We start from the raw sequence: 13,814 nt of genomic DNA, 5'->3' as shown, positions 1-13,814 counted from the left end.
GCCGCATCTGCGACCACGGCATTTTATCTGCGGCGCTTTCTCCTTTTAAGGTTCAGTGAACCGCCGCCGGCCGCAAGCGTGAGCACCATCATTGCAAACAGGATGAGCACCAGCGCGCACAGCAGAAGCACTGTCGCCTTTATGTCGGTGCGGAAATCGGAGACATACTCCTTGTGGGTCACAAGGTCTACCGTGCCCACCTCGTAGCCGTCCAGATAAACAGTGGCCGAGCCGATCACACTGCCGCTTTTGACGGTAGCGGAAACACTTTCCGGCAGGTCGAAGGAGTAGGTAACGATATCGTCTGCGTGGCCGTAGCCGCTGACCGGCGCAGCGGCATACAGCGCCACCGCCGGTTCGGTGCGGCACTTGGTCAGCGCCACGGTGGTGAGCTCGGTCTGGGTATCCACCAGCGGACGGTCCGCAAAGCTCTCAAAGGCCCAGTCGAACAGATCATCGCACTCGGCAAAGAGGTGGTCCAGCGTATCGCAGCCAAGGATCACCAGCCCGTAGGTGTGGCCGTCTTTTTCCGCAAAGGCCACGATGCAGCGGCCTGCCAGCGTGGTAAAGCCGCCCTTGACCCACCGGACATACTCCCGGTAGTTAGCGCTCTCGCTGTTCATCAGGCTGTTGGAGCTGCTGATGGTGTACTCGGCCTTGCGCAAGTTGGTAGCCGGCAGGACATAGCTGGCGGTGCCCGCCACCTGTGCAAAGGTCTGGTTTGCCGCACAGGCGGCGGCGATCTTTGCCAGATCCTGCGCGGTGGACACGTTGCCGTAGTCAAACAGGCCGTGGGCACAGGTAAAGTTCGTGCCGGTGCAGCCCAGCTCCTGGGCACGGGCGTTCATCTGCTTGACGAAATCCAGCACGCTGCCGCCCACATCGTAGGCAATGACGCTGGCGGCGTCGTTGGCGCTGACGATGAGCATGGCGTTCAGCAGGTCGATGCGGCGCACCGTCTCGCCGATGCGCAGGCCCATAGTGGTGCCGTTGGCGTTCTGGATATCCCGGAACTCCTGGGTCAGCGCGGTGGGCACGGTCACTTCACCGTTCAGGTCCTTGCCGCTTTCCAGCAGCAGCAGGGCCGTCATGAGCTTGGTCAGGCTGGCAACATACTGCTGCTGGTCAGCATTCTGGTTCAGGATGGTCTTGCCGGTGTCGGCGTTGAACAGGTACACCGCCTCGGTCTCGCTGGCGGTCTGGATGGGCATGGGATATACCGCAAGGCCCGGCAGTGCAGCAGCAGCGGCCAGTGCCAGCGTGAGCACCAGCGCCGTCATGCGGCGGAAGATGGTGTTTTTGAACATGAGCGTGCCCCCTTGTATCTGCTTGCCGACGCACGGCAAAAATTTTTGTTTTGAAACAGCTCCTACTTGCCGGAAAGGCTCTGGCTTGCTATACTACTTTAAAGAATACCATAAACCAGCCAAAAGAGAAAGAGAGAAAGGCGGTTTTTAACAATGTTTCTGTCCTTTTGTGGAAAATCTCCCCGCGACGAGGGGGCTGCTTTTGTTGCGCCCAACGCCACCGTGCAGGGAGATGTGATCCTGAAAGCCGGTTCCACGGTGTGGTACGGTGCTGTGCTGCGCGGCGACGACGGCACTTTGACCATTGGCGAAAACTCCAACGTGCAGGATAACGCCGTGCTGCACTGTGATGTGGGCGGTGCTGTAATGCTGGGCAAAAACGTCACCGTGGGCCACAGTGCGCTGGTGCACGGGTGCACGGTAGGGGACGGCAGCCTGATCGGAATGCACGCCACCCTGCTCAACCACTGTGTCGTGGGCAAAAACTGCATCATCGGCGCGGGTGCGCTGGTGCCGGAGGGCATGGTCATCCCGGACGGCTCGGTGGCCGTGGGCGTGCCCGCAAAGGTCATCAAGCAGGTGAGCCCCGCACAGATCGAGGCCAACCTGCACAACGCCGCCCACTATGTGGAGCACGGCAGAGTGCACGCAGCACAGTGCAAAATGGATTGACCCCCGTTTTTAGCCATGGTATACTGTACAAAAAGCCCTTGTTTTGGGGGCAGGAGGTAAAAAACATGAAAAATCTTTCAAGACGCGCATTCCTTAAGCTTTCCGGCGCAGCACTGCTTGCGGCAGGGCTCACCGGCACCCTGACCGCCTGCGGCGGCACAGGCAGCATTGACATCCCCGGCACTGTGAACGGCATCGGATACGTAAGCGGAAGCGCAAACCGCACGATCCTTGGCACGCAGGAATACGGCACCATCCATGTGGTCAAGGTGGTTGTCACCCTGAAAAACGTCAGCAGCCGTGCCGTCACCCTGACCGCCGACAACTTCCCGGCTGAGATCGACCATTCTGCTGCATCGCCCATCTACTTTGGCTTTGCGGACAACGCCAGCGGCGACAGCTGGTGGACCCAGAAGGACTACGAATTGCAGCCGAACGAAGAAAAGACCTTTGTGCTGATCTACCGCATCAGCGAGAGTGCCTACAACAGCTGGTTCAAGCAGGTTCATACTGTCAGCCTCACCTTTACCAGCGGCCACCAGAAGGTGACCGGCAGCTACTCCTCCGAGACCGGTGAGCTGGTGGTGGGCGAAGTAGAAAAAGCATAAGGGAAAAACTGCGATTCAGATTGACACTTTGCACCTTATCTACTATAGTGAAAGTGACAGTCTGCCGCATTCTGGAATACCAGAATTTTTGTACACCGCGCTGTTTGGTTTTTATCATTGGGGGAATTTTGTAAAAAGTTCATTGCGGGATGTTTTTTCACAGAAATGTAATGACTTTTCACTTAAAATCGGGTATACTATATCCTGCGGGGAGGCGGGGCCGCAACCGTCTTTCCGCACATGATTCCTCCTCACACCAAAGCAATACCCCAAACAGAAACTCCCTCCGGTGTACCGCAAGCGCCGGAGGGAGTTTCTGTTTGCATCAGCTTTTGTATTTTATGATTTCCTGCAATCAAAGGAGAGATTTTTATGTCTGAACTGATCACTCGCCGTACTTTTTTAAAGGCCACTGGTGCCGCCGCACTGGCCGTTGCCGCAAGCGGTATGCTGGCAGGCTGCGGCGATGGAGCGTATGCTTCCACTCCCGAAAATCTGGTTGCCCCTCCCATCGATAATAGCGATTTCGCTAATTTTGGCTCTTTTACCGCAGATATCGGCCCCTTGAGCGGGCAGTGGACTTCCAGCTCCATCTATGAATCTGATACCCGCCACAACTATTTCTACACCGGCTTCAAACTGGATAATGGCAGCGGCACCAGTGCTGTCACTGTCAACATCAGCAACTTTGCTTTCAACCATGCCGCTGGCGGCACTGGTAAGGTATGTGGTCTTGGATACAAAGGTCTGAACAGCAGCAAAACCGCCTATGTATTCAACCAGTCTCTTACTGTTCCTGCAGGCCAGTCCAGAACCGTTATTCTTTTCATCGACATCGGCCCCGTCACTACCTCTTCTTTCGATAAATTCTATAGAGGAGCCATAACCATCACGCTGGGTAAATTTAATCAGCAAACGGCCACCTTTACTTTTAACGGCCTGATCGGCGACCCTTCCTCTACCGTTTCCTGACAGCAAAACTCCCCTGAAATGCCGTAAAAAGCTTTTCAGGGGAGTTGTTGTTTACAGCGCGCGGAACTTTGCCGCAAACACGCTGAGCACGATCTTGGGGTTCACCTGCGCGCCAAGGCGCTGGATGGCGGCTTCGGCCAGCCGCAGGGCACGCTGGGCGGCAATGCCCTGCACCGGTGCGTGGGGGCTTTGCCGCAGGCCCGCTGCCGCCACCGCACGGAAGTCCGTCAGCAGGGCGGCGGCACCGGCCTTGTCTTTTTCGTAGGCGGCCAGCAGGCAGGCGGCGGCATAGCTGTCACGGTCGGCAGCGGCCTTTGCCAGCTGCAGGGCCTTTTCCACCTGCGCGGTGCGGGCTTCGTCCTGTGCGGCGGCAAGCACCGTGCCAATGTGACCGTCGAACAGTTCGCTGTACAGCGCGGCCGTCTTTTTGTCCACCCCCTGTGCGGCGCAGTAGCGGGCGCACTGCTCCGGCGAGACAGGAGCCACTGCAAAGCTGACGCAGCGGCTTCGGATGGTGGGCAGCACGCTTGCCAGCGAATCCGCCGTAAGCAGGAACAGCACCCCCTCCGGCGGCTCTTCCATCACCTTCAGCAGGGCATTGGCGGATTCCTCGTTCATCTTTTCCACATGGTAGAGCAGCACGGCACGGCCCTCGGCCGAAAGGCTGGTGTTAAAAATCTCGCTGCGCATAGCCTTGACCTGACTGACCAGATATTTGCCGCCTGCGCCCATACCGGCAACGCTGATCGCTTCACGCACGATGCCGGTCTCCACATGGCCGCTGTCGCGGTCGCCGGGCTTACCCACAGCACGGCAGCATTCGCCCCGCAGAAGGGCCTCAGCGGGCGCTCCGCCTGCAGGGTAAAGATAATCTGCCGCAATGCAGCGGGCCGCAAAACCGGCTCCAAGGCCCTCTTCACCCACCAGCAGCACGCTGTGGGTCAGGCGGCGGGCTGCCAGCATCAGCTGCACGCTGCTTTTCAGTTCTGCATTGCCCTCCATGCGGTCCAGCATCATGGTGTTTCTCCTTACCTTCTGTTTCTCCGCTTCCACTGCTCACGGCGTACCCAAGCGCGGACGGAACGATAGGCCATCGGGCCAAAGAACAGCCAGACGTTCGCCATGCTGAGCAGCAGGCTCAGCTTTTGCGGCAGCGGCGCGCCCAGAAAGCTGAGCACCCACAGTGCTGCCGCAAAAAAGCCAAAGTATTTTACCCGGATGGGGATGACAAAGAACAGCAGCACCTGCACCTCCGGGTACAGCATGGCAAAGGCCAGCAGCAGCGAAAGCGACAGGCAGTAGGTGCTGCCGGTCACGCCGGTGAGCAGGCAGGCCAGCACAGTGCCCAGCATCCCGGAGAGCAGATACACCGTATAGCGGAAATCGCCCCACTCCTGTTCCAGCGCTGTGCCGATGAACCATGTGAAATAGATGCCCAGCACCGCGCTGAGGATGCTGCCGCCGTAAGAGGGGATGAACGCAAAGGTGATGATGCGCCAGATCTGGCCGCGCAGCAGAAAATAGCGGCTGAGTGCCAGCCAGACACTGATGGTCTGGTTGACAAACAGCTCGATGGCCAGCACAAGGATCTGCCCGCCCACCAGAATGTTGGTCAGGTTCGGGATGCCGAAGCGGCCGTATTTGCGCTCCAGCTGGTTGAGCCAATTGTTCATATAGGGTGCCTCCAACGCATTGTATTCCGATATCGGTGAGTTTTGCCGCATTTTTCTGCTGTTATTGTACCATGATTGGCCGGGGCATTCAAGGCAATGCCCCCGTGTGGAAAACTGCTGCATCTTCCGCCCAAAAATACAGCTGTCAAGCGGATCTTGCGGCACAAAAGCACAACCGGAAAGTGTATGGATTTTCCTGTCTGGAATGAACTTTTCACTTTTTCCACCGGGTTTTCCACCGTTTTTGTGAAGAAAAGGGCAAGTTTTCCATGAGGTTTTCCACTTTTTCCACCGGGTTTTCCACAACAAAAGGGCATCAGCCCTATACACACCGTAATTCAGGCCGCAGCTTTCTGGTAAGTTTTGGGCAAAAATGCGGGCATTCTGCCTTTTATAAAAAAGAAAGTCGAAGGATTTTCTTTGCATTCTACAAACCGTTCCTGAGCGGCGATTTATTTTTCTCCAATCTGGAATGAACCGGTCACAAGTTTTCAACACCGGACCGCTGCCGTTTTTCTGTGTGGAAAAGGCGGGGAAACATGCAGTTTTCCACACCGGAAAAAGCAATGCCGGGCAGTCACTTCAAGACTGTCCGGCATTGCTCTATTCTTTACATCATATTGTGGAACACCAGCTGTGCGATCTGGAAATACAGGATCAGGCTGCAGGCATCCACGATGGTGGTGATGAAGGGGGTAGCCATGATGGCCGGGTCTGCACCCAGCTTCTTGGCTGCCAGCGGCAGCATACCGCCCACCAGCTTTGCCAGAATGACGCTGAAGAACAGCGAAACGCTGACCACGATGGCATAGCCCATCACGTTGGCGTACTGGCCGGGGAAGAGGAAGGTGTACATCAGGTAGATACGCAGGCCGTTCACGATGCCCAGCACCGCGCCCACGATGGCCGACACCCGCAGCTCCTTGCCCAGCACCCGCACAAAGTCGGCGGGCTCCACCTCGCCCAGAGCCAGACCACGCACCATCAGGGTGCTGATCTGGTTGCCGCAGTTGCCGGCGGTATCCATCAGCATGGGCATGAAGGAAACCAGCAGCGGCAGGCTGACAAAGGCCTCCTCATAGTGGGTGGTGACCATGCCGGTAAAGGTGGCGGAAAGCATCAGGATCAGCAGCCATGGGATGCGCTGCTTTGCGTGGGTCCAGACGCTGGTGCCAAAGTAGGTGGTGGCATCGTCGTCCGGCAGAATGGCGGCCATCTTCTGCATATCCTCGGTGCTCTCGTCGGTCAGAACGTCGATTGCATCGTCGATGGTGATGATACCCACGAACATGCCCTCGTTGTCCAGAACAGGCATGGCGGTAAAGTCGTAGCGCTGCATCTCACGGGCCACGTACTCCTGATCGTCGGTCACTTTCACAGTGACCACGTTATCATCCATGATCTCGGTGATGGAAGTATGCGGCTCTGCCAGCAGCAGGCTTCGGGCAGAAACAACACCCTTCAGGCGGTTGCGCTCCACCACGTAGCAGGTGTACACGGTCTCTGCGTTTTCGCCCTGCTTGCGGATGGCTTCAAAAGCCTGCGCCACGGTCATATCCTCGCGCAGACGGACATATTCGGGGGTCATCAGGCTGCCGGCAGAGCTTTCGGGGTAGTTCAGCAGCTTGTTCAGGCTCTCACGAGTCTGCTTGGAGGATTTCTCCAGCACCCGCTTCACCACGCCTGCAGGCATATCCTCCAGCAGGTCGGCGGCATCGTCCAGACTCATCTCTTCAATGGCGCCCACCAGCTCCACATCTGAGAAGGCGTTCACCAGATCGTCGCGGGCTTCGTCGGACATATAGGCAAATGCCTCGGTGGCCACTTCCTTTTTCAGCAAGCGGAACACCACAAGGCGGTTGTTTTCGTCCAGCTCTTCCAGCAGCTCGGCCAAGTCGGCAGGCTGCTCTTCTTCGGTGACTTCGCGCAGCTTGACGTACTGCTTCTTGATGAGCAGCTTGAGCAGGCGGCTCTTGGTGAGCATCTCAGGGTTGGCCTTGACCTCTTCGTCGTTGGCTTCCTCTTTTTCGGCCTCGCGCATATCCTGCTTGAGGTCTTCCGTAGCTTCCTCATTCAGATCTTCAGCCAGCTTCTGGCGGACCTCGGCGGGGATATCAGCAGGCAGCTCCTGCACCGGCAGCGCCTGTTCCGCAGCATCAGCCGTCAGCTTCTTTTCTTCCATATCCATTGGGCGTACCTCCTCAGTTTTTACGGAACAGGAGCAGCTCCTGTATCCGGAGGACGCAGCAGATCGGGAAACAAAAAACGCGCCGCCTTGCCTGCCGGAATGCCGCAAACGCCGCATTCTGCGCACACAAAGCCGCGCCTTCCTCTGCCGTTTTGCGGAAAGCGACACCGTTGAAGCGGTGCTTTTCCGCAGGACTCAGCGAAGGAGGCGAACGGTTGGGGAAAACGCAGTTGTTTTTGTTTTCTGATCCACCGCGCCGGTGGTTCTACTTCGACTATGATCCGGGTCCATTTTCCTGCGTTCACCTCCAAATTTTCATATTCATTTTTATTATAGCGCCGCAAAAAAACGGGGTCAACCCTAAACCACCGATTTACCAGAATTTTGCAAAACAAAACACCCTCTTCCGTGTTGCGGCACACGAAAAAGGGTGTTTTGCTTGGATATTGCCTTGGTGTGAGGAGGAATCATGTTACTTGGGTAAGCGGTTGCGGCCCCGCTTCCCATGGCAAAAGTATAACAGCTTTCACAATTGAATTCGTTAAGAAGCTATGAAGAAACTGTAAAAAGGGAATGGTATCTTTTGGAAGATTTTGTGATAACATTTTTTGATTGACCTTCGTTTTTTCACATGCTAAAATGGAACTGTAAAAGCAGCTGTAAGGGAGGGCATCCATGAGTGAAAACGGCTTCTTTGGAGAGAACTGACGCAAAATAATATTTTATAATTCAGCAGAGGCTGCTGCATCGGACAACGTGCAGCAGTCCCTGCTGTTTTTTTGCACAAAAAAATACGCCCCGGTCACCTTACGGTGAACGGGGCGCTAAAAACGATATTCGTTTTTTACTGCGGCAAGATCCCTGCAAAGCAGGTCTTATGCAGCAGGCGGAGCAAGGTATCTGCAAGCAGACCTTATGCTCCTGACACACGCGGGGTGTGCTTTCAAGGACCCTCGCGGGCGCTTTGGTATCTCATATCCCGCTGCGGTGCTCCGCACGGAACAAAGCACCGCCCGGGAAGTGAAATCAGATAGAACTCGTTCGGTAGATGCTGTACTTCAGCACATCACCTGCATGGATGGATGCGTTTCTCCGCTTCGTACCGCTGCATTGCGCAGTAACCGCCGGTACGGGGCAGCCGCCCTCTTGCATTGTGGGGCTAAGGTGCCGCAAATATCTGCATCCAAAGCGCAGAAGAATGCTTACTTGTACAGGTCGACCAGACGGGTCAGGTGCTCGTAGCGGTCGTTTGCAACTTCCTGGTTGCGTGCGAACAGCTCCTTAGCACGGTCGGGGAATGCACGAGTCAGGCGGCTGTAACGGGTCTCGTTAGCCAGCAGTGCCTGATACTTCTCGTTATCCACAGCCTTGGAGGTCAGGGTGAACGGATTCTTGCCCTGAGCCTTGTTTGCCGGGTTGAAGGTGAACAGGTTCCAGTAACCGGCCTCAACTGCCTTCTTCATCTCGTTCTGGCAGTTGGTCATGCCGCCCTTGACACCGTGCAGCTCGCAGGGAGCGTAGCCGATGATCAGAGACGGGCCGGGGTAAGCCTCAGCCTCAGCGATGGCCTTGACAGCCTGAGCCGGGTTAGCACCCAGTGCGATCTGAGCAACATAGATGTAACCGTAGGTCATAGCGATCTCGGACAGGCTCTTCTTGCTGATTTCCTTACCAGCAGCAGCGAACTGGCAGACTTCACCAATGTTGGAAGCCTTGGATGCCTGTCCACCGGTGTTGGAGTACATCTCAGTATCGAAGACCATCACGTTGACATCCTCGCCGGAAGCCAGAACGTGATCCAGACCACCGAAGCCGATGTCGTATGCCCAGCCGTCACCACCGAAGATCCAGACGGACTTCTTGGCGATGTACTGCTTGCTCTTCAGGATCTCTGCAGACTTCTCGCAGCCGGCAGCAGCAGCCTTCTCCAGCTCAGCGATCAGGGCCTTTGCGGGCTCGTCGTTGGCCTTGGTGTTGTTCTTGGTTGCGATGAACTGCTCGTAAGCAGCCTTCAGCTCAGCAGAAGCCTTGTCGGAACCAGCAACCTCTGCGATCTCCTTGATCAGGTTCTCGCGGATGGTCTTCTGGCCGATGTACAGGCCCAGACCATGCTCTGCGTTATCCTCGAACAGGGAGTTGCACCATGCAGGACCATGGCCGCTGTCCTTGTTGACGGTGTACGGAGAGATGGAAGCGGTGCCGCCCCAGATGGAGGAGCAGCCGGTAGCGTTGGAGATGTACATCTTCTCGCCGAACAGCTGAGTGATCAGGCGAGCGTAAGAAGTCTCGGCACAGCCTGCGCAGGAGCCAGAGAACTCCAGCAGCGGCTGGTTGAACTGAGAACCGATGACGGTATCGTCAGCAAACTTGGAAGGCTTCTTGGAGATGTTGGCCACGCAGTAGTCGAACACTGCCTGCTGATCGGCCTGGCTGTCCTGCGGCACCATGGTGATAGCCTTGGTGGGGCAGACGGTGACGCACTCGCCGCAGCCCATGCAGTCCAGAGGAGACACAGCCATGACAAACTTGTACTCGTTTGCGGGCTTGTTGTCGCGGCTCTTGGTCTGTGCAGGAGCAGCTGCCAGCTCGTCGGCGGTCAGCTGGAAGGGACGGATGGTAGCATGAGAGCAGACGAATGCACACTGGTTACAGCCAACGCACTTTGCAGCATCCCACTCGGGGACGTTGACAGCGGTGCCGCGCTTCTCGTATGCAGAAGCGCCCTGCTCCCACTCGCCGTTTGCATTTGCCACGAAGGAAGAGACAGGCAGGCTGTCGCCGTCCATACGGGCAATGGGCTCCATGACCTCGCGGATCTGCTTGACCAGCTCCGGACGGCCGGTGAGAGCCTTGGGTGCGGGATCAGCCTCGGGGTTGGACCAGGATGCGGGCACGTCCACCTTGTGGATGGCATCAACGCCTGCATCGATAGCCTTCCAGTTCATCTCAACGACGTCCTGGCCCTTCTTGCCGTAGCTCTTCTGAGCTGCCTGCTTCATGAAGTTGACGGCATCCTCGATGGGCATGACGTCAGCCAGCTTGAAGAATGCAGACTGCAGGATGGTGTTGGTGCGCTTGCCCATGCCGATCTCGATAGCCTTATCGATTGCATTGATGGTATACAGCTGGATGTTGTTGTCAGCAATATACTTCTTTGCCTCGGCGTTCAGGTGCTGGCCCAGCTCCTCATCGGACCACTGGCAGTTGATCATGAACACGCCGCCGGGCTTGACATCCTGGACCATCTTCATGCCCATGTGGATGTAAGCGGGGTTGTGGCAGGCCACGAAGTCAGCCTGGTTGATGTAGTAGGGGCTGCGGATGGGCTTGTCGCCGAAACGCAGATGGCTGATGGTCACGCCGCCGGTCTTCTTGGAGTCATACTGGAAGTATGCCTGAACATACTTGTCGGTATGGTCGCCGATGATCTTGACGGAGTTCTTGTTAGCACCGACAGTACCGTCGCCGCCCAGACCCCAGAACTTGCACTCCTTGGTGCCAGCAGCTGCGGTGATGGGAGCGGGCTTGACTTCCGGCAGAGACAGGAAGGTGACATCATCGGTGATACCCAGAGTGAAGCGCTCCTTGGGCTGATCCTTCTCCAGCTCCTTGAACAGAGCAAAGATGGAGGACGGCGGGGTATCCTTGCTGCCCAGACCGTAACGGCCGCCGGTCAGAACGACATCGTTCAGGCCAGCCTCACGCAGGGTAGCGGCAACATCCAGGTACAGGGGCTCGCCCAGAGAGCCAGGCTCCTTGGTGCGGTCCAGCACAGCCACCTTCTTGGCGGTCTTGGGCAGGACCTTCAGCAGGGAAGCGGAGACCCAGGGACGGTACAGGCGGACCTTGACGATACCGACCTTCTCGCCCTTGGCGTTCAGGTAGTCGATGACCTCATCAGCAACGTCGCAGATGGAGCCCATAGCCACGATCACACGGTCAGCATCGGGTGCGCCGTAGTAGTTGAACAGATCGTAGTTGGTGCCCAGCTTTGCGTTGATCTTGGCCATGTACTTCTCAACAACAGCAGGCAGAGCGTTGTAAACGCTGTTGCATGCCTCACGATGCTGGAAGAACACGTCGCCGTTCTCGTGGGAGCCGCGCATCTTGGGGTTCTCGGGGTTCAGAGCCTTCTTACGGAACTCCTCCACAGCCTCCATGTTGCACATTTCCTTCAGATCGGCGTAATCCCACTTCTCGATCTTCTGGTACTCATGAGAAGTACGGAAGCCATCGAAGAAGTTCAGGAAGGGAACCTTGCCCTCGATGGCGCACAGATGTGCGACAGGGGACAGATCCATGACTTCCTGCACGCTGCTCTCGACCAGCATTGCAAAGCCGGTCTGACGGCATGCCATAACGTCGCTGTGATCACCAAAGATGTTCAGGGACTGGGTAGCAACGGTACGTGCAGAAACATCGAACACGCAGGGCAGCTGCTCAGCAGCGATCTTGTACATGTTGGGGATCATCAGCAGCAGGCCCTGAGAAGCGGTGAAGGTGGTGGTAACAGCACCTGCACCCAGAGAGCCGTGCACAGCGCCAGCAGCGCCGGCCTCAGATTCCATCTCGACGACCTTGACCTGATTGCCGAAGATGTTCTTCTGGCCAGCTGCGGACCACTGGTCCACAGAGTCAGCCATCGGAGAAGACGGGGTAATGGGGTAGATGGCAGCCACGTCCGTGTAGGCATACGCTACATGGGCGGCAGCGGTATTGCCATCCATAGTTTGCTTTGCTCTAGGCATTTTTCTTCCTCCATTATTCAGAATTTGGTACCTTTTGCGCGGGGCAATATGCCCCACATGGGACCGGAGAACCCCATAAAGGCACTATTGCTTGTATACTATAATAGCAAATTCCGCCCATAAAGTAAACGCAAACCGCTCAACAAACGCACCAAAAATAAAGAATTTTTTTTAGCGCTTTTGTACGTCTTTAGTTCGTTAAAGTGAGCAATGGCGCGGATTTTCCGGTTTTGGCCTGTCTGCTTTGCCAGATCCTGTAATTTTTTTCGCAAAAAGGGGAGGGAACCCTCTCCCTTGTATTTATCACATCTTTATTGACAACAAACCTCATTTTGCCGTAAACTGAAGCCATAGAAAACCGGCGCTGTGCCGGGCAAAGAGGGTAATAGAATGGAGAAGACCGTGCATTACGAAAAAACACTCACCAGCGAAGTGCTCTTTGAGGGCCGGGTGATCACCCTGACAAAAGACACTGCCCTGCTGGAAAATGGCAAGACCGCCGAACGCGAAGTGGTGCATCACCACGGCGGTGCGTGCATCCTGCCCTATTTTGAGGACGGCACCATCTGCATGGTGCGCCAGTTCCGCTACGCCATGCAGCAGGAGCTGTGGGAGCTGCCTGCCGGCAAGCTGGAAAAGGGTGAGGACCCCTTTGAAGCCGCCAAGCGGGAGCTGGACGAGGAGTGCGGCCTGACCGCGGACAATTATATCTCTCTGGGCCAGTTTTTCCCCACCGTGGGCTATGACACCGAAGTGATCTACACATGGGTCGCCACCGGCCTGCACAAGACCCAGATGCATCTGGATGCCGATGAATTCCTGACCCCTGACCGTGTGCCGCTGGATAAAGCTTATGAGATGGTCATGAGCGGCGAGATCCGGGACGGCAAGACCATTGCCGGTATCCTGAAGCTCAAGGCCCTGATCGCCGAGGGCAGGCTGTGAACATCCTGTACGAAGATGCCGCCCTTGTGGTGCTGGACAAGCCCGCCGGACTTTCCAGCGAAGAGGGCGTACCCGCAGCCCTGCGGCAGCTGTGGGGCCAGCCGGATGCCTTTGTGGGGGTGGTGCACCGGCTGGACACGGGTGTGTCCGGCCTGATGGTGTTTGCCAGAACGCCCGGGGCTGCGGCCGCACTCAGCCGTCAGATCACCCAGAGCCAGAACGCCTACGCTGTGCAGGATGGCAGGGCCGAAGGGAAGCCGGAAGTGCCGCAGTTCATCAAGCGGTATCGGGCCGTCATTGCAGGCGGGCCGGACGAAGCACTGCCCGCCGAAGGCACCCTGCGGGACTGGCTGTTCAAGGACAGCCGCAAAGGCCGGGTATTCCCTGTGAGCCGCCCGCGCAGAGGTGTGCGGGAAGCCGTGCTGGAATACCGCATCGTGAAAACGGCAGGAGAGATGAGCCTTGCTGAGATCACGCTGCACACCGGCCGCACCCATCAGATCCGGGTGCAGTTTGCATCCCGGAAGCATCCGCTGGCCGGAGACGGCAAATACGGAAGCCGCGTAAAAGGCAGCATTGCCCTGCAGAGCTGCGGCCTGCAGTTTTTGCACCCGGAGACCGGAAAGCCCATGGCATTCACGCTGCCGCTGCCGGAGGGTGCGTTCTGGAAACCGTTTGAAGGATAATGCATTTCCATTAGG

General features: G+C 56.9%; 11 protein-coding genes. 5 read left to right on the top strand and 6 right to left on the bottom strand.

Features of this window, described 5'->3' with window-relative positions:
- Positions 1-23 precede the first annotated feature (23 nt).
- Positions 24-1,307 carry a serine hydrolase gene (locus DW937_RS09030; protein WP_120120714.1) on the bottom strand — a complete coding sequence of 428 codons (1,284 nt, stop codon included), beginning with the start codon at positions 1,305-1,307 and terminating at the stop codon, positions 24-26.
- Positions 1,308-1,460: 153 nt separating this feature from the next.
- Here DW937_RS09030 and DW937_RS09025 point away from each other — a divergent pair, with 153 nt between their 5' ends.
- The 3 genes from DW937_RS09025 to DW937_RS09015 all read left to right on the top strand — a co-directional run bounded on the left by DW937_RS09025 (position 1,461) and on the right by DW937_RS09015 (position 3,559).
- The gene (locus DW937_RS09025; protein WP_120120713.1) at positions 1,461-1,979 is read left to right on the top strand and encodes a gamma carbonic anhydrase family protein; all 519 of its coding nucleotides are present in this window, start codon (positions 1,461-1,463) and stop codon (positions 1,977-1,979) included.
- Between the two features lie 65 nt (positions 1,980-2,044).
- Positions 2,045-2,587 (top strand): twin-arginine translocation signal domain-containing protein, encoded by a 543-nt coding sequence (locus tag DW937_RS15050; RefSeq protein ID WP_097776800.1) that lies wholly within the window; start codon positions 2,045-2,047, stop codon positions 2,585-2,587.
- A 372-nt stretch (positions 2,588-2,959) separates the two neighbouring features.
- Positions 2,960-3,559, top strand: coding sequence for a twin-arginine translocation signal domain-containing protein (locus DW937_RS09015; protein WP_120120712.1), 600 nt, complete (start codon positions 2,960-2,962; stop codon positions 3,557-3,559).
- 51 nt (positions 3,560-3,610) lie between these two features.
- Here the strand turns inward: DW937_RS09015 and DW937_RS09010 are convergent, their stop codons facing one another.
- The 5 genes from DW937_RS09010 to nifJ form a co-directional block, all read right to left on the bottom strand.
- A complete protein-coding gene (locus tag DW937_RS09010) occupies positions 3,611-4,576 on the bottom strand; it encodes a hypothetical protein (RefSeq protein WP_097776798.1) in 966 nt (321 codons plus the stop codon).
- A gap of 11 nt (positions 4,577-4,587) precedes the next feature.
- Positions 4,588-5,232, bottom strand: coding sequence for a rhomboid family intramembrane serine protease (locus DW937_RS09005; protein WP_120120711.1), 645 nt, complete (start codon positions 5,230-5,232; stop codon positions 4,588-4,590).
- Positions 5,233-5,842: 610 nt separating this feature from the next.
- A complete protein-coding gene (gene mgtE, locus DW937_RS09000; protein WP_120120710.1) occupies positions 5,843-7,420 on the bottom strand; it encodes a magnesium transporter in 1,578 nt (525 codons plus the stop codon).
- 20 nt (positions 7,421-7,440) lie between these two features.
- Entirely contained in the window at positions 7,441-7,815 is a 375-nt protein-coding gene (locus tag DW937_RS14725) for a hypothetical protein (RefSeq protein ID WP_133300973.1), read from the bottom strand.
- Between the two features lie 807 nt (positions 7,816-8,622).
- Positions 8,623-12,168, bottom strand: a complete 3,546-nt coding sequence (nifJ, locus tag DW937_RS08990) for a pyruvate:ferredoxin (flavodoxin) oxidoreductase (RefSeq protein WP_118529184.1) — start codon at positions 12,166-12,168, stop codon at positions 8,623-8,625.
- A gap of 390 nt (positions 12,169-12,558) precedes the next feature.
- Between nifJ and DW937_RS08985 the strand changes: the two genes are divergently transcribed.
- A complete protein-coding gene (locus DW937_RS08985; protein WP_120120708.1) occupies positions 12,559-13,113 on the top strand; it encodes an NUDIX hydrolase in 555 nt (184 codons plus the stop codon).
- Entirely contained in the window at positions 13,110-13,799 is a 690-nt protein-coding gene (locus DW937_RS08980) for an RluA family pseudouridine synthase (RefSeq protein ID WP_120120707.1), read from the top strand. The genes DW937_RS08985 and DW937_RS08980 overlap by 4 nt, the downstream gene beginning before the upstream one ends.
- Positions 13,800-13,814: the final 15 nt, after the last annotated feature.

Origin of the sequence: Faecalibacterium sp. AM43-5AT (assembly GCF_003603345.1) — a bacterium.
Lineage (GTDB): Bacteria > Bacillota > Clostridia > Oscillospirales > Ruminococcaceae > Faecalibacterium > Faecalibacterium taiwanense.
Note: the sequence above shows the minus strand (reverse complement) of the source record. Positions and strands in the feature narration are given on the sequence as shown.